The organism is Neptuniibacter marinus (assembly GCF_965223595.1).
In the GTDB taxonomy this organism is placed as follows: Bacteria; Pseudomonadota; Gammaproteobacteria; order Pseudomonadales; family Balneatricaceae; genus Neptuniibacter; species Neptuniibacter marinus.
In genome coordinates this window covers 1,953,951-1,975,868 of sequence record NZ_OZ245004.1, presented here as the reverse complement: position 1 = coordinate 1,975,868, position 21,918 = coordinate 1,953,951, and the positions used below count along the sequence as shown (strand labels likewise).

Sequence of the window (21,918 nt, the reverse complement as noted above, 5' to 3'; positions counted from 1 at the left end):
TCAATATCCCCGTAAGCTATAACCCTATAAATAACTTTTACCCTCAATAGCAAATCAGCAGATATAAGATCACTCGCCTTGATAGAGCGATAGCACCTGCTTTTTTGCTCTATTTTCTACCTAAAATTCGGAGTATACGTAAAAACAAGTTGATAATATCCATATATAAGGCAGCTGCACTATCTACAGCATTATCATAAGTTTTAGGGATAGTATTAGCTCGCGCCCAGTCGTAACCAATATAACCGCAAAAGATAATAGCAACGATCCAATCTAAAATATCGTGATGGGTATTAAAGATGAATACCTCAATTAACTCGACCACGATGACACACAACAGTGCAATAGAAAGTCCGCCTATTATTTTCTGAAAAAAGGCAGGATACATCGAGCCTAAAAGCATCATGACAAAGGTTACCATACCCGTAACTCTAATCGCTTCTAATACAATAGATGGATCATATTGACTCACAACCATGTTAATGATGAATCCAAAGGGAACCACAACAAAGTTATAGCCAATAAAGCTCACTGAGGGGCTATCCGATTTTTTAAAAAGATAAATACCAAAAAAGCAGGAGGCAAAATAACCAATAAAAAAGACGATTGGATTAATACTGTTTATCAACTCAACGGGGACGTTTTGCACCATCCACCAGTTGATAGCAAAGCCCCAAATTAAGGTTAACCCGATAACCAAATTGTACATTGAAGCACTGATTAACTGATCATTCGTTTCCGTACGATTAAAGACACCTACGTCCATTATAATTCCCTCTATGTAAAGTTGCCGTTATGTGATAATTGTTAAGTCGTTGAACTAAAATAGAAATTAGAGCGGCTTTCACATAATTAATACGTCCAAGTCAAACACCTACGGCACATTAAATCCTCCGCCATTCAAATTCAATACCCACGGGTACGTATCACAGCCTCGGGGATCTCACCGCTCTCAAAGTATCTCGCTATATTAGTCGCAACAATTTTTGATGCTGTTCGAATATTGGTAGGGGCAGAGATATGGGGAAGAACCGTTACATTGGGTGCCGTCCATAAAGCACTATCGGTAGGTAGGGGCTCAGTTTTAAAAACATCTAAAACAGCATGTTCTATATGGCCGCTTTCTAAATGTGACAGCAGCGCCTCTTCATCTATTATTGGCCCGCGCGCAAAGTTAATAATCGATGCACCTTTAGGTAAGAGACCTAAGCTTTTATCATTTAATAACTGCTGAGTATCCTTAGTTAAAGGTAGTAAGCAGATGAGTATATCCGTTTCCGCCAACAGCTGGTTAACCCCCTCTGCACCACTAAAACACTTTACACCCTCAAGCTCAGTTGAGCGCCGACTCCAACCGGCAACATTAAAACCATTTAAAACCAACTTTTCTGCCGCTGCTTTGCCTAATTGGCCTAAGCCTAATATGCCTACCTTACGATCTTTTAATTCCACTAAATCATGCTGCATCCACACTTGCCGGTCTTGCTGACACCGATATTTAGGCATATCACGATGCAAATAAAGCGTCCACGCAAGTACAGCTTCTGCCATTGTCGAAGCTAAGTTAGGGTCGATCATTCGCACTATATCAAAATGAGCATTAGGTAATTCAGCAACAAGTCGCTCTACCCCCGCCCATACACTCTGTACCCAGCGTAGGTTAGGAAGCTCAGCAAGTTCTTTTGGATTGGGGTTAGCAACAATAGCAACCTCAATAGTTAAGCACTCCGTTGCGGATAGCTCTTCAAACGGTATAAGACGAGTATTCTTTAACAATGGACCTATTTTAGCCAACCAAGACTGCTTTTCATGATTGGGAATATTGCCAACAAATGCGATACATTTCTGCATATAGATACCGTGCGAATAGAAAGATCAAAGCGCCATGGCCAATAACCTTATTATTAATTTTACCGGCCTAGGCATTGTGCCAAATTTAAAGTCTAAAAATAACGTATCGCTCGATATAAAAGCTATACAGGTGCCATTATCTACCTAGACACCTTAAAAAGGGCCGCTAATCACGACGCTTAAGATGTTGGAAGCACAATATCTAACGGTTTAGTTCACAAAGAGAGACTATTGACCACTTTGAGCTTTATATGAAAATGTTGATCCCTATTCGATCCATAAGTTTCACTATCAAGCTTAATAAGTGACTATTTAGACAAACGCTAATTGATATATTGCTAATATGTAAAGCACACAGAAAGGAAATCTGACGGAAAGGTTTGGGATATATAATCTTTTATTGCGGCTCGTCGCTACCGGCTTTTACTTTTGTTATTTTAACAAGTGAAGTTCAGTTGAACGCTAGTTAGTTTTCATTTTCGCCAGATAGTAAAAACTTTCGTAAATCTCGCTCTTGCCTTAACACGTGAAGAATATAAACTAAATCCTTATCAACTTTGTAGAAAACGCGGCAAGGATTTACGACTAATTCTCGATAATTTAAAGTCGAAATCTCTTCAGGAATTCGGCCTAAGTCAGGAAATTGTTCGAGCCTTTCCACCTTATTGAAAACTTTTTCTACTAATTGCCTCGCAGCGAACGGATGACTCACTGCAATATACTCAGCTATATGGTTTAGATCATCTAGTGCCGGCTCAGTCCAAATTATTTGAGCCATTTACTCATCTTCTCTTTGGCTTGTGACATATCCACTGTTCGACCTTCACGGATAGCCTGCTCACCTTTCGCGATACCTTCCAGGATTTTCATCCGTTCTACCATTAACTCGTAATCAGCTACGTCAAGCAAATAGGCTGATGGCTGACCATGCTCAGTTATAAGAATAGGTTCTTTTGACTCATGCAGATCAGCGAGCAGCTTTGTTGCTTGCCGCTTTAACGTCGTGACAACTTCAGTTCTCATAGTAACACCTTAGATTAAAATGTATCACTATAGTATCACTCCGTTTCAAAGAAAACTAACGCCCAAATTAGCTACCGTAACGTAGTTACTTTGTGCTACATAAAGCACAAACCCAGCGTTGCAGCAGAACTTAAGGGTCAGGTCTTGCATTCTCCGTATTACCTCTGGAAGTTAAGCGACATAACGCACCTAAAAATTCGATTCTTAGCGGTCTGACATAATGCACACGCCTTGTGAAAGTCTATCAAAAACAACAGTAAACCAACTTAAAAAATATGGGCTTAGTTAGGTATTAGTCACCAATATGCACGATGCAAGACCTGACCCCGTTCGTTGCTTTTCTGTGTGCCGAAGCGCCAGCGTAGGCGCGTCCGGCAACAGCCGCTTGTCAACCTCTTAGTTCAAGATCTTCCCGAATTACCTCTGGATGGCGAAAGGCAATCTCGATCAGCGCTTTTGCTGGACCAGAGGGTTTACGTCGACCTTGCTCCCACTCCTGCAGAGTACGCGGAGAGATATGCAGTACCTCAGCAAACTCTATCTGAGTCAGGCCAGTTTTGCCGCGGGCCTCTGCAACCTCGTTAGGCTCAACACGACTAATTCGTGCAGCTTTTCCGGCTTTCATTTCTTTAACAGATTGGAGCAACTTGTTGCCAAGTTCCTCTGCACTCAGAGTCTCGTTAATCATTTTCCAGTACCTCACGAATAGACTTCAGGATATGCGCGGGTATGTTTTCCTTAACGGCCTTTTTGTAGATCACCAATAACCAGATCTCACCATTAGCCAACCTGGTAAAGTAGATGACTCGCACTCCACCACGCTTCCCTGAACCCGCTACCGACCATCGAACCTTTCGACACCCGCCGCTACCAGGAATAGGGTCGCCAATCTCTGGGTTGGCTGCCAACCAAGAGAAGAAGGCGCTTCGCTCTTCTTCGGTCCAGATTTTTCTGGCATCCGCTTCGAATGTAGGGGTTTCGATGATAGTAAACATGACAACCAATATACGTCATTGACGGAGTTTTGCAAGTGAGATGACTTGAAGGATTAAGGAACTTAAGAGTCAAAGGAACTTAAGGGTCAGGTCTTGCATTGTGCGCATTACCTCTGGAAGTTAAGCGATATAACGCACCTAAAAATTCGATTCTTAGCGATCGTGACAGAATACACACGCCTTGTGAAAGGCTATCAAAAATAACAATAAATCAACTTAAAAAATATGGGCCTAGTTAGGTATTAGTCACCAATATGCACGATGCAAGACCTGACCCCGTTGTGCTAATTGATATATTGCGAATATGTATAGCACACAGAAAGGGAATAGGACGGAAAGGTTTGGGGATATGATTTTTTATTGCGGGAAGTCACAACCGGGGTTTGCTTTTGTTATTTTAACAAGTGAAGTTCAATGATCCACTACAGCCATTTGTTAAACGTCCCATTCTTCAACTTCCCTATTAATCCATATCCAGTAAACAAGACCCCCAACACAAAAGTAATACCTACAAAAGCAAAAAATCGATCATCACCATCACCATCAGCTTGAGTAACTATTGGTTCACCTCTGCGGAATGATAGCTCACCAGACATCAGGGATAGTCCAGCTATGCACATTAATAAAACCCCTCCCGAAATGCTATTAACGTATTCGCTAAGGCGTTTTTCTGCTCATTTTGTTTCTATAAATTTTTCTCTCTCTTTTCCTTCATATTTTTTTGATTCGGTAAGTACTTCGTCATGTTCGGCTTTCGTTACCTGAGATATCCAAAAGGGAGCAGCAAGAAAGACTCCAATAAAGCCAAGTGGTATGAGCAGCATTAGAAAGAATTCCACAAACACTCCTTGTGACCAACGCCTTGCTTTGGGGCCGTTGCGTAGCGCCAGCGTAACAGCGGTCCCAGCCGCGATAGCAGCGAACAACAGCAACTTGTTAGATTACGACTACTCCGAACTATTTAACTCTTGAGGGTTAAACTGGTGGTTGTAGCTATTCCACTTTGATGCAATACCAATATCATAACCATAGGTGAGTGTTACTTGAATCAAGTTTTTGTTTAATGACTCTGGATAAGTTTTAACTATCACCTGTGCTAATTGCTTAGCAATATCCGAATCGTCAACATTATTTTTATAGAGAAAAGCCTGTGTATTCACATAAGTAGTCGTTACCGTGCCGGAATCAGACGAAGTAAAAGTAGTTGAACCTTCAGTGACACCTGCATATTTTACTGATTCGTTACTATTTATTGCTTCCTGGGTAGCTAATAAGCCTTTGAAAGGTTCTGATTTAGCTAAGTCGGAAGTAAATACTGGTACAAGGGCTGCAGTAATGAATAAACCTGCAACCACAACTAAGTGCGGTTTCCACACGGGAGGTAACTCTTCAGGGCTAGCCTCAGTATTTACAACATAAGTATCTACAGCAAGGTCATGTAATGACTGCCGAGTTGCACGATTAAAAATATATAAGTAAAAAATTGAAAATAAGCCGCCAAATATAATAAATGACAACGGATACATTAAGTATGAAAGCAATGCTTCGTTAGTAATTTGTGCTCCATTCAGTGAAAATGGAACTGCAAGGAAGCTATACCTTAAAAATGACTTAGGTAGACTAATAGTTGAATTGGATGAATCTACTACCTTGATATTTAGTATTCTCTTACCAATAGTTTGGCCATTTGATAAGGAGCTATTCATAACTCCGAAATATGTAATTGATACGGCAAAACCAATTAACCTTCCCCATCCACCAAGCTGAACAAAGATATCTTCAAGGAATAAACCTACAATATATCCCAAAACACCTAAAACAAGAGTGTCAATAAACAGCGCCCCGATTCTTCTCCAGAACCCGCAAATCCATTTTTCTTGTACTTCTTCCAAAATTTAATCCTTACTACAATATTTAAAGTAATCTAACATTTGTATATACAGGCGCTCGCGTATCTACCCACACCGCTATTAGTTAAAAACAGATGTAATTATTTGAAAAGGAAGGAGAAATTAAAGAATTAAAGCGCACTCTTCCGTGACAAAACGAGCATGCGCATTAACAATTGATATACACTGCCCGATTAAAAGGTGCCGCATATCTACCCATGCCAGACATCCACCTGTCTGATTTATAACTATTTTTAACCTAACAATGGTGGCAACACAAGCACACTTTTAGACAATAAACAGGGTAAACCCGTATAAACAGCATATCCATTTCTTACGAAAGTCCGTAACCATATAGGTCATCGTTATACGAATGTTATTGAGTGATTACATGGCCGGTATAGCAACAGGTACAGGCTGCTGGCGGTAGAACTGGCAGAGTAGCCTGTATACCTCAGGCATATGCTCCTTCATATTCGTTGGATCTTCAAAGAAGGTTTCGCTGCATACAGCGAAAAACTCAGCGGGGTCTGTTAAGGCATAATCGTCTAGAGGGAGCGGACGGTGTTTTTTATAATCATGCTGTAAACGATCCCAGGCAGCGGTAAAAATGTCATGCCACTCTCCTGCTCGCATATTCGGATGCATGGGTGGAGCGCCATTAGCACCATCCCGCAGCATATCCAGTTTATGAGCTAACTCATGAATCACTACATTGCTTGCCTTAGTATGATTCACATAAGCACCGCTTTCACAAATAGAAGCCCATGACAAAATCACAGGCCCCTTGGACCAAGCTTCGCCACTTAAACCCGGACTTTTAGAATGAACCACCCCATCATCGCTACGATAAGGACGGTTAGGGATAAAATCCCCCTCGTAAAGGATAAGGGTATACCAGTGATCGTACCAATCTAGGCCTAAGTGCAGTATAGGCACGCAAGCCATTGTGGCAACTTTTAAACACATTTCATTAGTAAACTGGAAATCACCACCCGATACAAAGTCCTTACGCACTAAAAAGCGGAATGCCATATCCCTTAACGCATCCCGTTCAGCACCTTGATAGCGTTCCATCACTGGCCAATCAGCGATGGCTGACTCCCACTCCTGCGTGGTAAAGCCCATTTTTTTAACGCGTCGGTTTTCCAACCAGTTATGGATTCGTTTAAACATGGTGAACTCGTTTACGGGCGGGCATCGTCATTGTCCGATAAATGGCGAATACACCGAGTGATATAAACGCCATAGTATAACGAAGCATTACGAAGAGGTAGCTAGGTTTATAGTGCCAGCTTCGCTTTTGCAGTGAGCTGCACCGCCTGATCACATGCATGTGCTAACTCAACACCCTTCTTTATAAAGTGGCGAGAGAAATAGTCGTTATGCTCATCATGCTCATGAAAGTGATGGGGCGTGAGTACTGCGGTTAAAACAGGCACTTCTGTTTCTAATTGAACTTGCATTAGCCCGCTACAGACCGCTTGTGCAACAAAGTCATGGCGATAAATACCGCCATCCACCACCAATCCGCTACAGGCAATCGCTGCGTACTGGCCACTTTTCGCCAGCAGTTTTGCTTGCAAGGGTATTTCAAACGCACCAGGTACAGCGATCACCTCGATCAGTGATACATCATACCCACGTGAAGTTAACTCTTTTTTAAATCCATCCAGACAATTGAGAACGATCTCTTCATGCCAAGTCGCATGTAGAAACGCAATTCGTTGTGTTGCAGGAGTGAAATTCGTTGAGCTCTGATTCATTACAAAATCCTATAAATAGAAAGTGAATCAGGGCGAACGGACAGGAAAATACGCCACATAGAGCGACACTACACCACTAAGATAAGCGGCGTAGTTTAATATTTTGTCTGACACGTTCCCTATCATCCGGACTATAACCGTCGGCTCTGGAATCACACCAGATCTGCTGACCCTAAAAGAAAGCTCTTAAAGGCGCTCGCGGGCTTAGAAATACTTCTTTACCACCGGTGGGGAGTTTCACCCCGCCCCGAGAACGAAATCGAAATTATTCGACGGCGGCGAATATACTGCCTTTTACCGTGCATTGTCAAAATCAGATGCGCTCACGGGGTGAGCTCCTACAAACAAACATATTAACGCGCCCTTGTAGGAGGCCAACCTTTGGCCGAATAAAGCAGAACTCGCTCTGACCCTTTCGCTCACGGGGTGAGCGCATACAAAAAACATATTAACGCGCCTTTGTAGGAGGCCAACCTTTGGCCGAATAAAACAGAACTCGCTCTGAACCTTTCGCTCACGGGGTGAGCTCCTTGTATGTTTAACCTCAACGATTATTTATCATTGGTAATCGTTTCTGGGGAAGCCGCCCGCTCCTTGAAGCAGGTTAATTCTGACTTTGTATGTAGAGGGGCTCCCCACCTCTTTACTAGTTCGAAGAGTATCATGAAGCTAGTACTAGACTTCGCATCACAAGGTTGAGCCAGTATAAAGTGCGAGGTTGGGGAACCAGAAGCCATTCTAGCAATTCAACGTTATGGAGTCAGCTTGTGAGTACGTTTTCCGGTATTGATATCAGTGCAAGATCATTCGATCTAGTCATTAAAAGTGGAAACTCTATTGGTAAAGCACAAGCTTTCAAGCAACACCCTGATGACTTCGAGCGCGCTGCTAAAATTTTAAAGAAAAACAAGGTAATACTTGTTGTGATGGAAGCAACAGGAATCTATCACTTAGATTTAGCTGTCCATCTTGTAAGTGCAGGTATCACTGTTGCTGTGATTAATCCGCTGAGTAGCAAGCGCTTTGCTGAGTTGAAATTATCACAAACCAAAACCGACGCAGCTGATGCGGCCTTGTTAGCAGAATATGCGGCGGTTATGAAACCAGAACCTTGGGCCCCACCAAAATCAGAGTATATGGCGCTCAAAGATATTGGACGCCAGATTAACCGTATAACAAAAGATAAGGTAAAAGCGAAGAATCGACTGCATGCGCTTCAGTCCAAAAACAGTCCCGCTATTCTGATTGAAGACTTGGAAGAGAGTGTTTCTTTTTATGAGAGCCGCATTGACCGCCTATCTATAGCGGCGCTCAACATCATTCAAAAAGATGAGAAATTGGCTCTTGTCTTTGAATGCATGATTGCGGCCAAAGGGGTCGGTCAAAGCAGCGCTATCGCCATTCTTGCAGAATTTGTTGTACTGCCAAAAAACATGAAAGCTAAGCAGGTTACCCGTTACTGCGGCCTGGATATAAGAACTCATCAATCGGGAACCAGTGTTCGAGGTGCTGCACGAATAAGTAAAGCAGGGAACGCATACTTAAGATCGGCACTCTATATGCCTGCACTGTCAGCGTCTCGTTACGATGATAATGTTCATGAATTTAGAGAGCAGCTAGTTTCTCGGGGAAAAACAAAGATGCAGGCAATTGTAGCTATCATGCGTAAGTACGTAACGGGATTATGGACTGTTTACCGTCAATGCGAAGCTTTTGATTCTGATAAATTATTCAATTTCAGTGAAAAAAAGCTTGAGCATTAACAGAGTATCTACAAACAAACATATTAACGCGCCCTTGTAGGAGGCCAACCTTTGGCCGAATAAAGCAGAACTCGCTCTGACCCTTTCGCTCACGGGGTGAGCGCATACAAAAAACATATTAACGCGCCTTTGTAGGAGGCCAACCTTTGGCCGAAAAAAGCAGAACTCGCTCTGACCCTTTCGCTCACGGGGCACAACCCTTTATTGGTCATCGTCGTTTCTCTTCAATAGAGCCTGTGTGAAGCGTGGTTAAGGATCTTCTCGTTTTAAGCAACGACCTCTTGGCTCATCCCCTTCATGCAATACAACATCAGAATGCAGGAATTCTGCGGCCTCGGCAGACCCTTGGACTTTTATGCCACTACGCGCCAACATTTCCGCTTCAAACTCAGTTAGCACGCTTTCTCTCAGCCCTAGATCCCGCCATTGAGATAAAGGTCTACAGCCTTTTACGATTCCTCGCGCCAACGCCAAAGCATCCAATAAGGCTTGATTAGCACCTTGACCTTTAAATGGGCTCATCGGATGAGCGGCATCGCCAATCAGTGTTGTCTGCCCCGCTTCCGCCAGCCGCTTGGGGGTTAGCAGTGCTCGGTCATACACGGGATAGCCCGAAACCAGTGATGGTTGGGTCGCAGCTAAAATCTGAGGTATAGGTTTATGCCACTGTGTTCTGCGACATGCTTCATCTTTAAGCGCTTGTGCACCTTGTTCACTCAACGCTTTAGCCTCCGCTTCAGGCATTGGGAAGCTAAGCTGCCACATCACTGACTCTGAATCATAGGGCATCATGTAGATTCGCTCATTACCATTAGCCGTTTGAAATACTGTAGCCCCATCAAGTAGCTCAGACTCAAGACCGTTTAAGTCAGCTAAAGGGCAAATACCTAAAATGACAATACAGCCAAGGTAACGTAAAGGCGTAACCTCTTCATCCATGATTAACTGGCGTACGGCACTGCGAATACCATCCGCACCAACGACAAGGTCAGCTTGAACCTGTTTCATCGATCCACCGACGTTAAAACTCAGGTTAACCTTTTCATCCTCCAATGTTTGAATATCGGCTAGCTGATGCCCCCACTGCACCACATCGTGGCTACCGAGCTGATCCAGCAACGCTAAACGTAATGATTGTCGTGCAATATGAATATTGGTCCGTTTTGGCGATTTATGCGTAGTAAATTCCATCCACTTTCTTATCCCCCATTCACCTACCACTTTTCCTGTGGTCGTATGAACTAAGTGTCGTGTGGAAACTACACCCTCGTTTAAAGAAAACAGCCCTAGCCCTTCAATCGCTTTACTCGCTTGTTGCAAGGTAAGCCCATATCCCTGAGATCGAGCATCAAAGCAGTTATCACGTTCATAAAGGGTAAATGGAATTCCACGGTGTAGGCATGCTACAGCCAAAGCAACACCACCGATGCCGCCACCAATGATAGCAAGGTGCGGATAGTTTTCACTATCAACCGAGGGGGGATGAGCAGAAGGCAGAAGCCCTGAACCACCACAGTTTACACAGTCTTCAAGGTGGCCTTTAGGACGAACAGGTGCCATAGACGGTTCAGCGTTTGTTTTTTCAAACGCGTCCAACGCCCTTTGATAACTTAGCCGTACTTTTTTGCGCAGGCGTCGGTTTCGTCTACCGCGCCCCTGACATTCCTGACAAACAATCCAACTACTCTCTTGGTTTTTCACTGTGTAAACGTCTTATATAGTGAATGTGATGTTGACTGCTCGGTTATCAAAGATAAGAGGATGACTGACTATCCCTTTTTTGCATCAGCCTTTTTACCTTCTGCTTTTTTAACACGTATTCTATTGTGCCCAACCGTTTTGTTGTTCAAGTTACTCATTGCGGCTTTTGCTTCGCCCGGCTTTGGCATCTCCACAAAAGCAAAACCTTTAGATGTGCCTCCATCGCTATCGAGAACTAAATTACAGGATTGGACAGCACCGAATTCTTGGAACAAGCTTTTTAATTCATCTTCAGTGGTTAAACGGTCTAAGTTACGTATTAATAATTTCATATATCTTCCGGTCAAAGGTGTTCGTTAAAGACTGCGGTTTTTTCGATTTTTCACTAGCAGAACGCTATAGCTATGTCTAATGCTAAACAAACTCTCACAAAAATAGATAACATACTCAGCAGCCCTACTCAGCTTGACTCTTATGCCATTAAGTAGAGTATACACTTTTATTGAGTAGACCTCGTTTATTGCTCTACTCGTAGGCATGTTGCTGGCGCTCGTTATGGCGCGAAGACTTTGTGATTTTTATGCCCTGGACTTCACTAAAAGAGAGCTATAATGTCGTTGTACCTATTCGAAAAGCACTAGAAAACTCATCCATTACAATCGACAAGAACCAATTAATTAACTTTACCATTAGCGTGGGTGTTGCCGAAATAAACCTTGATAAACCCAATTTACAAAACACGATTTATCAAGCAGATAAAACGCTGTACAAAGCTAAAAATAATGGCCGCAATCAATCACTTGTATTTTCTGAATAAACTAAGGCCCGCAAGTAAGTCTATTTTGCCTGCCAAAGCAAAGAGCAAAGAGCAAAGAGCAAAGTATATTAAGGATTATCCTGAATATGACTCAAAACACAGGCTTTACATATACATGCCTTGTGCCCATCTGTAGCGGAAACTTTATTTAATAAACTCTCCGGAAAAGTAACCCCACTCTCGGTACACCAACAAGGGGTATTATCCCTTAAAGACAAATGGCCGCACTGATTACTCTGGCCACATAATGGACAGTTTTCGGAATCATGGCTCGCCCCTTCATTCAAACTAAGCATAAAAAATAGTACCTATTTTATTCCGCAACAAAACGACTTCTTAACTTACCTATACTACCTATCAAGCACTTCGGATACGCGTTGCCGAAGTTTAGGAAGTAACTCAGCCTGAAACCATGGATTTCGGTTCAACCAAATATTATTACGTGGGCTAGGATGGGGAAGCGGAACAATCTTTGGCCAATAAGTTTTCCACGCGCGAACCGTTTCCGTCAGTGAAGATCGCTTATCATGCAAATGGTAGTTTTGTGCATATTGACCAATCACTAAGGTAAGCTCAATGTCCTGTAAATGGCTAAGCAGCTGATCACGCCAAGCCGGTGCGCATTCAGGTCGAGGTCGAAGGTCACCCGATTTTCCTGTACCTGGAAAACAAAACCCCATAGGTAAAATAGCTACGCATTTAGGATCATAAAACTGCTCTCGAGATATCCCCATCCACTCACGTAGCCGATCACCACTTGCATCGTCAAAAGGTATGCCTGCTTCATGGGCTTTTCTGCCTGGCGCTTGACCTACAATCAATATTTTCGCCTGAGGATCTATCTGCAAAATAGGCTTAGGCTCATAAGGCAGATTCTCTGTGCAGCGTGTGCAGGCATAAACCTCATCTAACAACGATGTAAATAAAGTCATACAGCCCATCCCTCCCAAATATAATACCTTACTACACTCAGTCTAGCACTCACCCCAGTTGGAACAGCGCGAAAGCAAACCTTTAAAAAAACCTGTGAGATATTATCTATTTAGAAAACAAAAAGCCCGACATATTAGCCGGGCTTTTAGCTTTTTAAGTAGCGTTTCTAGTAGCGCATACTTAAACATGTCTATTACGTCAGCCAGTCCTTTCTAAACAGCAGCCACCGCTAAACTGGCCGTTAGCAATACCTTCAGAAAAGCACTCATCCCTCCCCTTCATTGATAGCAGCTTCTGGACCACGAGCATTTTTACGGTTGCGGAACAGATCAAACACAGGTGGAACAATCAGTACAATCAACGCCACAGAGATAATCGCCAGTGTAAGCGGCCGCTCCCATAGGAATGCCAAACTACCATCAGAGATCATTAATGCTCGGCTTAGATTCGTTTCCATCAACCCACCTAGAATATAACCTAATAGCATAGGAGCCATCGGAAACTCTAGTAATTTAAGGAAGAGCGCAATAAGCGTAATAACCACCATCATATGAATATCGAAGGTATTAAAGCTGACCAGATAAACCCCTGTAATGGAGAAGAACAGGATCATTGGTATCAAAATTGGCCGAGGGATAATCAATAATTTAGAAATATACGGAATCAGCGGCAGGTTAAGAACCAACAAGACCAAATTACCGAAATACATTGAGATAATGACTGACCAGAAAACATCAGGGTTATCCAAAAACAACCGTGGTCCCGGCTGAATACCATAAGCGATCAACGCCCCCAGCATAATTGCGGTAGTGCCTGAACCAGGAATCCCTAACGTCAGCAACGGTACAAAAGAGCCCGTGGAAGCCGCATTATTAGCCGATTCTGGCGCTGCTACGCCCCGTAAAGCACCCTTACCAAACTTTAATTTTTCTTTTACCGAAGCTAAGTTACGCTCTAGGCCATAAGCTAAAAATGACGCTATGGTAGCACCCGCACCCGGTAAAACCCCGACCAGAAAACCAAATACGGATGAACGAGCAATTGTGGGAGCAACCTCTTTTATCTCCTCTTTACTGAGCTTCATACTGCCCAGCTTACTCATATCAACCTGCTCTTCTTCCTTCCGATGTTCGCCTTTTAAGACCGTCATGATTACTTCCGTCAACGCAAATGTCGCCATCGCTAACAATAAGAAGCTAATACCATCAATTAGATCAAGACTACCAAAAGTAAAACGGGTCGCGCCGGATGTTGTATCTGTACCTATAGTCGCGATCATCAAACCAAACACTGTCATTATCAGTGCTTTAATAACCTGCCCTTTACCTGAAAAAGCGGCGACAGCAGTAAGCCCTAAAATCATCAAGGCAAAATAGTCGGTCGATTGAAAACTAAGGGAAACTTTTGCTAACGCCGGTGCCGCAAAGAGTAGCGCAAGCGCCCCGATAGTCCCCCCGGAAAAAGAGGAATACGCCGCCAACGCCAACGCTTTACCTGCCTGATTTTTCTGTGCTAAAGGGTAACCATCAAATGCAGTCACTACCGTACTGGCACAACCCGGCGCGTTAATAAGTATAGAGGAGGTAGAACCACCGAATACCGCACCATAGTAGACCCCCGCCATCAGGATAATGCCCGAAGAAGGATCCAAACCATAGGTAATCGGGATCATTAAAGCCACAGCTGAGATAGGACCTAAGCCTGGCAGCATACCGATAAAGGTGCCCGCAAAACAGCCGACAACCACCATCATTAGATTAAAAGGCATAACCGCTGTGGATAGCCCGGTAAAAATTCCGTCTAACATCGCCTTAGCCTCCAAAAATTTGCATATACAACTGACCGGGTGCCAGATAGATATCCAGCAATTTGGCCAAGATAAACCAAATACTCACCGCAAATGGGACCGACACTAGCAACAACATTTTGATGCGCCGCTCACCCAACATCCAGAAGCCAGCTATCAAAAACAGCATGGTCGCCAACATAAAACCGGTCCACTCCAGTGCAAGACCAAAGCAAACAATCAACAGCAACAATTTGGCTACCAAAGCAAAGTCATAGCCATTAAGGCTCAAACGGTTTTCGACGGATCGTTTTGCCGTAAGTAACAATCCCACTGATAATACAGCGCCTAAGATCGCTAATGCATAAGGTACAGTGCGCGCCGTGAAGGGTTCAAACTCATCCCCCGGCAACATATGTATACTGCCGGCATAATAGCCGTAAAGGACCGATAGGCAGAGAAATACCAAACCACCAATATGATCTTTAGTTAACATCATAAAAGACTCCCGGACAGAGGCACTCTGTCGGATAAAACAAAAAGCTCCGGGCTTTCAACAATGATAATCTGCTACCCGTAGAGATTACCTGACCCGGAGAAGAGCTAAGAAATATTCCCTATAGCAGACACAAGCGCTGGTCTCACTTGGCCTGCTTATATGATCCAAGCTTTTAGGTTTTACTTAAGAAAACCTAATTCGCGCATCAGAGCACCCACCTCTTTTTCTTGCTGCTCTAAAAAAGTAACGAACTCATCATCAGGTTTAAAAAGCTCAACCCAACCATTACGGGCACGTACATTTTCCCAAGCATCAGTGTCATACATTTTTTTCAGAGTCGTCACAAACTCCGTTTTTTCTGTATCACTGATACCAGGCGCCGCAAAGAAACCACGCCAATTAACAAAGCTAGCGTCATAACCTAGCTCTTTAAGTGTCGGCACATCTGGAGCTGCTTCATTACGCTCTTCACCTGTCATTACCAAGATCCGAATTTCACCCGAATCGGCTAAGGTTAACGCTTCACTAAAACCGGTAGATAGAATAGATATTTCACCAGAAAGCAGACCGGCCATCGCCTTACCACCCGCATCATAAGCCACATAACGTACTTGGCGAGCATCACCACCAGATGCTTTAAAAGCCATAGCAGCAACTAAATGATCCATGCTGCCACGGGCTGAGCCACCCCCAATTTTCACGGAACGAGGCTTCTCGTTAAATTCAGCCACTACATCGTTAAAACTGTTGTATTTAGAATCCTTCCTGACAACAAAAGCACCAAAATCGCCTACGGTTGCAGCAATTGGTGTTAAGTCTCGGAATGATTGAGGAAACACCTTAGACAGTGAACGAATCACAATTGGAGTCGAGTTCACCATAAGTGTGTCATGCTTCTGTTTAGCTGTTTCAATAAGATGGGCAATCGCTTTACCGCCACCGCCACCTGACATATTTTCATAGGAGATGCTGTCGACTAAACCCGCTTTACTCAACGCCTCACCAACGCCTCGCGCGGTACCATCCCAACCACCCCCTGCGCCACCGGGTACCAAAAAGTGGATCGACTCCATAGCTGCTACATGAAAGGATGCGCCTGCAGTCAAACAGGTAGTTAACACCGCCGCTATTAAGGTTTTCTTATTCGCCGTTTTACCAAACATTGTGATTCCTCGCTCGTTAACGCTCATTTTTATAGTGCGATCCACAATAGTTTCCTGTTACTTTTTAATAAAGTTTATGGATTTAAAGGCTTTTTAAGACATAAAAAATATTTTGTTCATAATGTTCACGAGCCAAGCTAAAGCAGATTGATTACTATCTAAGGACGAGAAAACAAGAAAAGCTCCGACAACAGTTATTAAGTACGAGTGCGTACCATGAAGCTTCCGCAACTTAAATTGAAACAGCGAATGATCCTGATACTTGGGATTATGGCGCTCATACAGACCGGCTTTATTGGTCTATTTGCCCTTCACTATCTAGAGCGCTCGCTCGATGAACAGATTGCTCAACGCGCCTTAGATGTAGCTAAAACAATTGCGGTAATGCCCCATGTTGCTGAGGCGGTCGAACAGAAAAACAGCAACTATTTACAGCCTCTTAGCCTGTCTTTAGCCAAAACAACAGGAGCACGTTTTGTTGTCATCGGTGATAATAAAGGCATACGCCTAGCACACCCGATACCAGAGAAGATTGGCTATTCCATGTCTGACGATGATGGGGATAGTGGCTCCCAAGCTCTGATTCAAGGACATGGATATATAGCTAAAGCGGTGGGGTCACTCGGTTGGTCCATGCGTGGAAAAACCCCTATTATCAATCCAGAAGGCAATATTGTAGGCATTATCTCTGTTGGCTACGATCTTGACCGAGTTAATCAGATTATCAACCGTTATCGGCTCACACTTATCTTAGTCATTCTCTGCTCTTTTATGCTCAGCGCAGTCATTGCCGTCTGGTTCGCTAGCCATTTTAAAAGCGCTATATTTGGACTCGAACCCGAACAAATAGCCCGGTTGTTTGATGAACAACGCGCCACACTAGAATCTGTCCGAGAAGGTATTATTGCCATCAACAACGCCAGTGAAATCACCACCATCAATCAGGCTGCTATTGAAACCTTAGGACTCCCTAAAGACATCAACCTGATCGGCCGTAAAGTCGATGAGATCCTGCCAGACAGTTCAATGCTGAGCGTACTAAAAAGCGGTGAGCCTCAATTTGATAGCGAGGTCTGGCGAGGTGATCACTGTATTATTGCCAACCGTCTCCCCTTAAAACAGGGCGATACAATCATCGGTGCGGTATCCAGTTTTCGACGCAAAGATGAGCTGGATATGATCAGCCAAAAACTGACTAGGATTCAACAATATGCGGACACTTTACGCAGTCAGTCCCATGAGTATTCCAACAAACTACACACCATCGCCGGACTTATTCAAATTGGCGCAACCGATCAAGCTTTACAGCTAATAGGGCAAGAAACCCAAAGCCATCAAGCGTTAATCAAACTACTGATGAAAGCGGTACCCGATCCAGTATTAGCAGGATGCTTATTAGGCAAATATAATCGGGCACGGGAGATGGGGCTATCCTTAGTCATTGACCCTGAAAGTGAAATGACCAGTCTGCCCGATAAACTCCCCCGAGAGCAATTAGTCAGCATCCTCGGAAACCTGATCGATAATGCTCTAGAAGCGACTCTAAACTATCACGCTAGAGAAGGTATAGTACAGCTCTCGATGACCGATCTAGGGAACGATCTGATTTTTGAAATTGAAGATCAAGGCCCAGGTATCCCACTAGAACAGCAGGATAAAATTTTCGAAAAAGGCGTCAGCAGCAAAAGTAACGATGGCCACGGTTATGGACTACACTTGGTGAAAAACTTACTTGATAAGCTTAATGGAACAATCACCATCGAGAGCAGTTCTGATGGTGGCAGCCGCTTTACCGTCTATATCCCTAAAAATAAAAAATAGTACGGATTGAATAACTAATGATAAAAGTAATCATTGCCGAAGATGATCCACAAATTGCTGAAATTCAGCGGCGCTTTCTCGAACGAATTGAGGGGTTTGAACTGATCGGTATCGCCCATCGCCTAACCGATGCGGAAGATCTCATCGAGATCATGCAACCTGACCTTTTACTACTGGATATCCAGTTCCCAACAGGCACAGGATTTGACCTTCTTCGCAAAATCCGTGCAGGCAACAATGCTATCGATGTAATCATGATCACCGCCGCAAAAGAGGTCGATACCCTTAGGGAAGCTCTCCATGGCGGTGTGTTTGATTATATTCTTAAACCGCTAGTCTTCGAACGGCTACAAGAAACGCTACACAACTACCAACAACACCTAGAAAAGCTACGCGCCCTAGAAACCTTAGCCCAATGCGATGTCGATCGAGTACTACCTCGCAGCAACACTCAAGATTCCACTACACAGGAAAGCATACGCTTACCTAAAGGAATTGATGCGATCACTCTAGATAATGTGTATAAGGTTTTTGCCGAACGAGACGGTACACTAAACGCCGAAGAGGTCGGTGAAATTATCGGGGCCAGCCGTACCACCGCCCGTCGTTATTTGGAATATATGGTTAGTTGTACCGAACTATCTGCAGAGGTCAGCTACGGCACAGTTGGACGTCCAGAGAGACGCTATCAAAGATGTCACTCTTAACCTCCATACCTTGACCTTAGAACACCGCTGCCTCAGATAAAATAAAAAATGCCCGCCCATAAACAAGGTAGGCACTTGATTAACTGAAGGGAATTGAGGGGCGGTGTCTATAAACAACTCTTACAGGTTACGGCCTGAGCTCTTAGGCACAAATAACAGATTCGGATTCGCATGCATATTGACTGTAGCAACCTGAGCGAGTTTATTATGGGCCAAGGCTGAAGGTGTAGAAGTAGTCACCAGGTTTAGATAACCATTCATATCGAATGGACCACCTTTGATGCTGATAGGCTCTTTTCTGGGCTGATCCGAACCGACAACCGCCGTCTTGTTCAAATAACCTGCCATATCATAAAAGCCACCTTTATATTGAGTAGAAACACCTTCAGAACCTGCGACAGCAGATAAAGAAAAAACCATCGCCGAGACAAAACCTATTCCTATTTTTAAATTCATAACACAGCCTGCTTATAGTTAATTATTCATTACCCTTTTTATAGGGCATTAAGCGTTCTGATATGAAATTGCAGAGACAGTGCCAATTAGATAAAAATAAAGACCGTTACACCTAATCACCATGTATAACGATTGAAATCAGTTAGTTACAAGTCAGTCCTTATAAAGCATTTTATTTCATCATAAAAAAATGATGCAGAGTCTGTTTCTCTTTCGCTACAACAGCCATAACAGCTGTTGCAATAAAGCTACGACCTAAGCTCCTACCATTACACTGAACCTTTCGCTCACGAGGTGCAAGCGACAAGAAAAAAGTCAGATAAGCACTAGGTAAGACGCACCCTAGCGCCCCACTCTCTATTTGCAGAGCTGGTGACTATCTAATGTGATCACACAACTATTAGGATTAAGCGCTTGCCAATAGACTTTATCAAGTACGGCATTACAGCCGGCATCTTCTATAAGGGCAATATCCTCATCGCACAATAGAAGCACCGCATTGTCACCTTGCACTTCAACTTTGATGATATATTCGGCAAAAGGGGCAACCTTATCCGGTTGCTCAATCGAAACACGTTCTAAGGCTTGATGACCATTTTCAATCGCAACCTCTCCAAATTTAATAGAACCATCAACCGTTTGAGACAGGTCTTTAAATTGTGACGCTAAGTCATACATTTTTTCATCGTTATAAGGGTTAGATGTGGAGCATCCAAGGATTAGCACAGATACAATGATAAAAAATAGCAGTTTCATATGTTATTCCAAGCAGTTAAATTTCCGTCTTCGCAGAGGCCGGTATCTAAATTCCAGTTTAAGAACATATCCACACTCCCCTCATCAAAAACAGCATTAGCCAAACAGCAAATGTATTCCCTAACGTTTTCAACAGCACGTTCGAAAATAAAATCGTAATCGGCGACTCCATCAGGTGTTTTTAAAGCTTTAATATAAGAAAGATCGATGGCGTCTTGACTGGGATAAACTAACCCTTGTTTCGCCGCAACATGCCGAGCAAAAGGAAAAAGCCGATAACCTTCGTCGGCGTTATCCACTATGAACTGAAAACCTTTATGCCAACCATTAATATCTGGCGGTGTAGCATTCGCTTTTTCAGGAAAGAGCTCCGTTAAACAGTCTCCCCATAACGTCGTGATGGTTTTATCTAAATCCGATGGATGATGAGCATCATTACAGGCACCAATATTATCTCTAACTCTATCGGCATAACCGATCTTACCTAAGTTCAGCGTTGGCCAGATATATGCATCTTGATTCATTTCACAGATCCGGTGCTCTTTTGCATTCTCCTTATAAGGCCCAACTCTCAGCTCAATCACAGGGTGAATTGTAATATCAGTTATAACATGGGCAACAAAACCACACAGCCAAGAAAACGCTTTCTCTTGCTCTTTACTAGGTAGCACTTTCACAAGCAGAATTGCTTTTTTTATTAAAAAGCCTACCTTTTCATAATGCATCTTATCTGCCCACGCTCTTTGAGCTGAGCTTATTAACATCAAATAGGGATAGTCAGGGCTGACACAACCCAACTCAATAAACTTTTGATTTCTACTTAGGATTAACTTTGCCCTCTTAGGCATATCTAGTTTGTTGAGGTTTGTATTACTGAGTGCGAAATTAACCGCGGTAATATGTGCAAATGCACCAGGCATAGTTAGACCTTATTATTAATCATCTATTCGTTACGTTGCTGTTAATGGCTTAACCTGGAGCAATACCGTGGAGGCCAATCCCATATGATCATTTTAAGAACTTAAGGGTCAGGTCTTGCAGAGTGCTCATGACCTATGGAAGTTAAGCGATGTAACGCACCTAAAAAGTCACTTCTTAGCGATCGTGACATAATTCACACGCCTTGTGAAAGTTTGTCAAAAATAACAATAAATCAACTTACAAAAATATGGACCTAGCTAAGTATTAGTAACCAATATACACGATGCAAGACCTGACCCTGTTGTGAGTGCTCAAGACCTATTATGAATAGCAGAAGTAAAACCCCGAAGGTTAACGTTTCTATAAAAAACTCTGCAGCCCTGTGCATCGGTGATATGCAATGCATCTGGAGGTGTCTGAGCATGGCCTATACCGTTAGTACGAAACGCTCCCTGCAGGGCGTTCTCGCAAAACTCATGCATAGGTGATATGGGATTCGGGTTCATTCTCGACACTTTCGAAACACTCTGAGCTGAGGATGTCGCACGTAATGTGTCGATCTCATGCATGCAATAATCGGTTATCTTAGAACGCCAGAACGCTTCATAGGCTTCCAATCGAGCCGGATCGGTTGGCGCAACATAGGTAGCATAGATTGTATTACGTCCGGTAGAAAGAGTACGCTTCCAACTTACAGAACGGATGAAATCTGCATTGGGTTGCCGGTCTTCAGTTTGAAAGAGCAACGATTGTACGGATTCGGGCCGATTCTGTTTTTTCTTCTTACTATCGTCACTATCAGCGGCTTTTTCGTAACCACCGCTTGCCAAAGCTAACTGAACCTCATCCTTCGGCATCGCTAGGTTCACGCCTTCAGTATTGCTTCCGCATAGCTCGGCATAATCTTCTGCGACCGCTGACCCGCTGCTGAGAGCTAACAGACCAAGTACACATGATACTGTTTTTAATTTCATTATCGATGCCTCCAGTGCGGTTTGTAGGAATATTAGCTAACTCCTTTAATTCCAGCAATCAACATGCATGCTGCAAGACCTGACCTCTTCCTTATCT

Annotated in this window: 26 protein-coding genes and 1 riboswitch; of the genes, 4 read left to right on the top strand and 22 right to left on the bottom strand. The window is 43.4% G+C overall.

Annotated elements, in window-relative coordinates; translation table 11 throughout:
- Window positions 1-109: 109 nt before the first annotated feature.
- From ACOQOE_RS09245 to ACOQOE_RS09195, 11 genes are all read right to left on the bottom strand, one after another.
- A complete protein-coding gene (locus ACOQOE_RS09245) occupies window positions 110-766 on the bottom strand; it encodes a Bax inhibitor-1 family protein (protein ID WP_420553834.1) in 657 nt (218 codons plus the stop codon).
- A 140-nt stretch (window positions 767-906) separates the two neighbouring features.
- Window positions 907-1,851, bottom strand: a complete 945-nt coding sequence (locus ACOQOE_RS09240; protein WP_420553833.1) for a 2-hydroxyacid dehydrogenase — start codon at window positions 1,849-1,851, stop codon at window positions 907-909.
- A gap of 466 nt (window positions 1,852-2,317) precedes the next feature.
- Complete coding sequence (locus tag ACOQOE_RS09235) at window positions 2,318-2,629, bottom strand: type II toxin-antitoxin system RelE/ParE family toxin (protein WP_420553832.1); 312 nt, start codon at window positions 2,627-2,629, stop codon at window positions 2,318-2,320.
- Complete coding sequence (locus ACOQOE_RS09230) at window positions 2,617-2,874, bottom strand: type II toxin-antitoxin system Phd/YefM family antitoxin (protein ID WP_067865658.1); 258 nt, start codon at window positions 2,872-2,874, stop codon at window positions 2,617-2,619. The genes ACOQOE_RS09235 and ACOQOE_RS09230 overlap by 13 nt, the downstream gene beginning before the upstream one ends.
- 388 nt (window positions 2,875-3,262) lie before the next feature.
- Complete coding sequence (locus tag ACOQOE_RS09225; protein WP_067865650.1) at window positions 3,263-3,562, bottom strand: helix-turn-helix domain-containing protein; 300 nt, start codon at window positions 3,560-3,562, stop codon at window positions 3,263-3,265.
- Window positions 3,555-3,869, bottom strand: coding sequence for a transcriptional regulator (locus ACOQOE_RS09220; RefSeq protein WP_067865655.1), 315 nt, complete (start codon window positions 3,867-3,869; stop codon window positions 3,555-3,557). The genes ACOQOE_RS09225 and ACOQOE_RS09220 overlap by 8 nt, the downstream gene beginning before the upstream one ends.
- A 422-nt stretch (window positions 3,870-4,291) precedes the next feature.
- Entirely contained in the window at window positions 4,292-4,489 is a 198-nt protein-coding gene (locus tag ACOQOE_RS09215; protein ID WP_420553831.1) for a hypothetical protein, read from the bottom strand.
- Between the two features lie 54 nt (window positions 4,490-4,543).
- Window positions 4,544-4,708, bottom strand: coding sequence for a hypothetical protein (locus ACOQOE_RS09210; RefSeq protein WP_420553830.1), 165 nt, complete (start codon window positions 4,706-4,708; stop codon window positions 4,544-4,546).
- 108 nt (window positions 4,709-4,816) lie between these two features.
- A complete protein-coding gene (locus ACOQOE_RS09205; RefSeq protein ID WP_420553829.1) occupies window positions 4,817-5,761 on the bottom strand; it encodes an RDD family protein in 945 nt (314 codons plus the stop codon).
- A gap of 384 nt (window positions 5,762-6,145) precedes the next feature.
- Window positions 6,146-6,934 (bottom strand): zinc-dependent peptidase, encoded by a 789-nt coding sequence (locus ACOQOE_RS09200; RefSeq protein ID WP_420553828.1) that lies wholly within the window; start codon window positions 6,932-6,934, stop codon window positions 6,146-6,148.
- 107 nt (window positions 6,935-7,041) lie between these two features.
- A complete protein-coding gene (locus ACOQOE_RS09195; protein WP_067869829.1) occupies window positions 7,042-7,524 on the bottom strand; it encodes a 6,7-dimethyl-8-ribityllumazine synthase in 483 nt (160 codons plus the stop codon).
- A 110-nt stretch (window positions 7,525-7,634) separates the two neighbouring features.
- Window positions 7,635-7,783, bottom strand: a riboswitch (FMN riboswitch).
- A gap of 508 nt (window positions 7,784-8,291) precedes the next feature.
- Between ACOQOE_RS09195 and ACOQOE_RS09190 the strand changes: the two genes are divergently transcribed.
- Complete coding sequence (locus tag ACOQOE_RS09190) at window positions 8,292-9,287, top strand: IS110 family transposase (RefSeq protein ID WP_420553827.1); 996 nt, start codon at window positions 8,292-8,294, stop codon at window positions 9,285-9,287.
- A gap of 249 nt (window positions 9,288-9,536) precedes the next feature.
- On the opposite strand, the gene ACOQOE_RS09185 is transcribed toward ACOQOE_RS09190, so the two are convergent.
- Window positions 9,537-10,988: an FAD-dependent oxidoreductase gene (locus tag ACOQOE_RS09185; RefSeq protein ID WP_420553826.1), complete on the bottom strand. Its 1,452-nt coding sequence runs from the start codon at window positions 10,986-10,988 to the stop codon at window positions 9,537-9,539.
- A 68-nt stretch (window positions 10,989-11,056) separates the two neighbouring features.
- On the bottom strand, window positions 11,057-11,320 hold the full coding sequence (locus ACOQOE_RS09180; RefSeq protein WP_420553825.1) for an RNA recognition motif domain-containing protein: 264 nt from the start codon (window positions 11,318-11,320) through the stop codon (window positions 11,057-11,059).
- 248 nt (window positions 11,321-11,568) lie between these two features.
- Here ACOQOE_RS09180 and ACOQOE_RS09175 point away from each other — a divergent pair, with 248 nt between their 5' ends.
- Window positions 11,569-11,805: a diguanylate cyclase gene (locus ACOQOE_RS09175; protein WP_156473735.1), complete on the top strand. Its 237-nt coding sequence runs from the start codon at window positions 11,569-11,571 to the stop codon at window positions 11,803-11,805.
- 68 nt (window positions 11,806-11,873) lie between these two features.
- Here ACOQOE_RS09175 and ACOQOE_RS09170 read toward each other — a convergent pair whose 3' ends face one another.
- The 5 genes from ACOQOE_RS09170 to ACOQOE_RS09150 form a co-directional block, all read right to left on the bottom strand.
- A complete protein-coding gene (locus ACOQOE_RS09170; RefSeq protein ID WP_075108000.1) occupies window positions 11,874-12,101 on the bottom strand; it encodes a cysteine-rich CWC family protein in 228 nt (75 codons plus the stop codon).
- Between the two features lie 54 nt (window positions 12,102-12,155).
- Window positions 12,156-12,737: a uracil-DNA glycosylase family protein gene (locus ACOQOE_RS09165; protein ID WP_067869840.1), complete on the bottom strand. Its 582-nt coding sequence runs from the start codon at window positions 12,735-12,737 to the stop codon at window positions 12,156-12,158.
- Window positions 12,738-13,003: 266 nt separating this feature from the next.
- Window positions 13,004-14,545, bottom strand: coding sequence for a tripartite tricarboxylate transporter permease (locus ACOQOE_RS09160; RefSeq protein ID WP_420553824.1), 1,542 nt, complete (start codon window positions 14,543-14,545; stop codon window positions 13,004-13,006).
- A 4-nt stretch (window positions 14,546-14,549) separates the two neighbouring features.
- Window positions 14,550-15,023 (bottom strand): tripartite tricarboxylate transporter TctB family protein, encoded by a 474-nt coding sequence (locus ACOQOE_RS09155; protein WP_067869846.1) that lies wholly within the window; start codon window positions 15,021-15,023, stop codon window positions 14,550-14,552.
- 179 nt (window positions 15,024-15,202) lie between these two features.
- Window positions 15,203-16,186 (bottom strand): tripartite tricarboxylate transporter substrate binding protein, encoded by a 984-nt coding sequence (locus ACOQOE_RS09150; protein WP_420555469.1) that lies wholly within the window; start codon window positions 16,184-16,186, stop codon window positions 15,203-15,205.
- A 216-nt stretch (window positions 16,187-16,402) separates the two neighbouring features.
- On the opposite strand from ACOQOE_RS09150, the gene ACOQOE_RS09145 reads away from it, so the two are divergent.
- Together ACOQOE_RS09145 and ACOQOE_RS09140 are read left to right on the top strand one after the other, a co-directional pair.
- Window positions 16,403-18,007: an ATP-binding protein gene (locus tag ACOQOE_RS09145; RefSeq protein WP_420553823.1), complete on the top strand. Its 1,605-nt coding sequence runs from the start codon at window positions 16,403-16,405 to the stop codon at window positions 18,005-18,007.
- A gap of 17 nt (window positions 18,008-18,024) precedes the next feature.
- Window positions 18,025-18,714 (top strand): response regulator, encoded by a 690-nt coding sequence (locus ACOQOE_RS09140; RefSeq protein WP_067869852.1) that lies wholly within the window; start codon window positions 18,025-18,027, stop codon window positions 18,712-18,714.
- Between the two features lie 120 nt (window positions 18,715-18,834).
- On the opposite strand, the gene ACOQOE_RS09135 is transcribed toward ACOQOE_RS09140, so the two are convergent.
- The 4 genes from ACOQOE_RS09135 to ACOQOE_RS09120 form a co-directional block, all read right to left on the bottom strand.
- Window positions 18,835-19,170 carry a hypothetical protein gene (locus tag ACOQOE_RS09135; protein ID WP_067869855.1) on the bottom strand — a complete coding sequence of 112 codons (336 nt, stop codon included), beginning with the start codon at window positions 19,168-19,170 and terminating at the stop codon, window positions 18,835-18,837.
- Window positions 19,171-19,527: 357 nt separating this feature from the next.
- Entirely contained in the window at window positions 19,528-19,926 is a 399-nt protein-coding gene (locus ACOQOE_RS09130) for a hypothetical protein (RefSeq protein WP_420553822.1), read from the bottom strand.
- Window positions 19,923-20,846 carry a zinc dependent phospholipase C family protein gene (locus ACOQOE_RS09125; protein WP_067869861.1) on the bottom strand — a complete coding sequence of 308 codons (924 nt, stop codon included), beginning with the start codon at window positions 20,844-20,846 and terminating at the stop codon, window positions 19,923-19,925. Before ACOQOE_RS09125 ends, ACOQOE_RS09130 begins: the two co-directional genes overlap by 4 nt.
- Before the next feature lie 312 nt (window positions 20,847-21,158).
- Entirely contained in the window at window positions 21,159-21,821 is a 663-nt protein-coding gene (locus tag ACOQOE_RS09120) for a hypothetical protein (RefSeq protein ID WP_420553821.1), read from the bottom strand.
- Window positions 21,822-21,918 lie beyond the last annotated feature (97 nt).